At 69.6% G+C, this 293-nt stretch carries 1 protein-coding gene; it reads left to right on the top strand.

Annotated features, from left to right (window positions below):
* Window positions 1-293 (top strand): ImcF-related family protein (locus tag AC4HNJ_RS21785; RefSeq protein ID WP_490481711.1); only part of this gene is annotated, 293 nt, incomplete at both ends.

The following is a 293-nucleotide window of genomic DNA, read 5'->3' as shown; positions in this document are numbered from 1 at the left end:
AGCATGCCCCGCTGAGCACGCGCTTTGGCCTCAATCACGATCGCGCCATCCTCGCCGCGCTGTGGACGCGGTATGCGCAGGTCAGCCGCACGCTGCTGATCCAGCCGGTGCGGCTGAGCCTGGAAGCGTCGCTGCGCGACATCACGCGCGTGCGTGCGGATGCCTTGCAAAGCCATGCCGTGCAGCGCCAGGGGTACGACACGCTCAAGGCGTATCTGATGCTGGCCGAACCGGCCCGCACCGATGCGGCCTTCCTCGCCCCGCAGATGGCCCGCGCCTGGCCGGTGGTGACC

This window comes from Dyella sp. SYSU CM1112, assembly GCF_058216415.1.
The sequence above is the reverse complement of the archived record's forward strand: the minus strand, read 5'-3'. Positions and strand labels throughout refer to the sequence as shown.